This is a genomic window from Pseudoalteromonas sp. GW168-MNA-CIBAN-0100 (genome assembly GCF_040309225.1).
GTDB lineage: Bacteria > Pseudomonadota > Gammaproteobacteria > Enterobacterales > Alteromonadaceae > Pseudoalteromonas > Pseudoalteromonas arctica.
In genome coordinates, this window is the sequence record NZ_JBEOOL010000070.1 from 1 (window position 1) to 809 (window position 809).

An 809-nucleotide genomic window follows, 5' to 3' on the forward strand; every position below is an offset into this window, starting at 1 on the left:
ATCAAATCTATCTGTAAATTACGATGTAAGCGAAGCTTTAAGCTTTCTTTATAATGCAAGATTCGTTAAAGGAATGGATGGCGAGTATTACGGTGACTTCTTTAGCACTGACAATACTGTTTATCATGATATTTCTATGAGCTACAGCGTAAGTGATGATTTACGCATTACTGGTGGTATGAATAATATCTTTGATAAAGAGCCTGAGTCTGTATTAGGTGGTAATGATATGGGAACAGTTCCTGAGATATACGATGTAATTGGTTCGCGTATTTTTGCGAGTGTTAATTTTAAATTTTAATTAGCAGAATAAATATTTTAAGGCCTAGTTTTTACTAGGCCTTTTTTATTGAACAAAATACTTCAGGCAAGTATACTAAGGAGCTATATTACAAGGAGATTTAATTGTTAAAGCAAGATGAGAATTTATCTTTTATTATTGAACCGCAGCTGGGCCAACGCTCAGAGCAACGCCTTGATTTATACTTTTCTATTCCCAACGAAATGGGCGTGAATGCACAAACCCTTAGTGAAGAATCCTATTTTAATAATCAATTTAAATCTTATTTAGCTTATAACGCCAATAATATTCACCTACCGCTAGTGCGAAGCCGTTTTGTAAGTAAAAACAAAGGTGAGCAGCGAGATTACCGACAAAACCTCAATTTGTATTGTTATCAGGTGCGCTTGGCTATTGATGCAGATATTAAAGAAACCCTCAAAATAGAAGACCCTGATGAATTTTATCAACGGGCGGGTGAGCTGTGCGAGCAAAGCCAAAGCTTATTAAGAAAACTAAGACGTTATAC

Annotated in this window: 2 pseudogenes; both read left to right on the top strand. The window is 35.4% G+C overall.

The window, feature by feature from the left end:
• Positions 1-301: pseudogene (locus tag AAEY62_RS20020) on the top strand (TonB-dependent receptor); the annotation flags it as partial.
• Between the two features lie 104 nt (positions 302-405).
• Positions 406-809, top strand: a pseudogene (locus tag AAEY62_RS20025) (hypothetical protein); the annotation flags it as partial.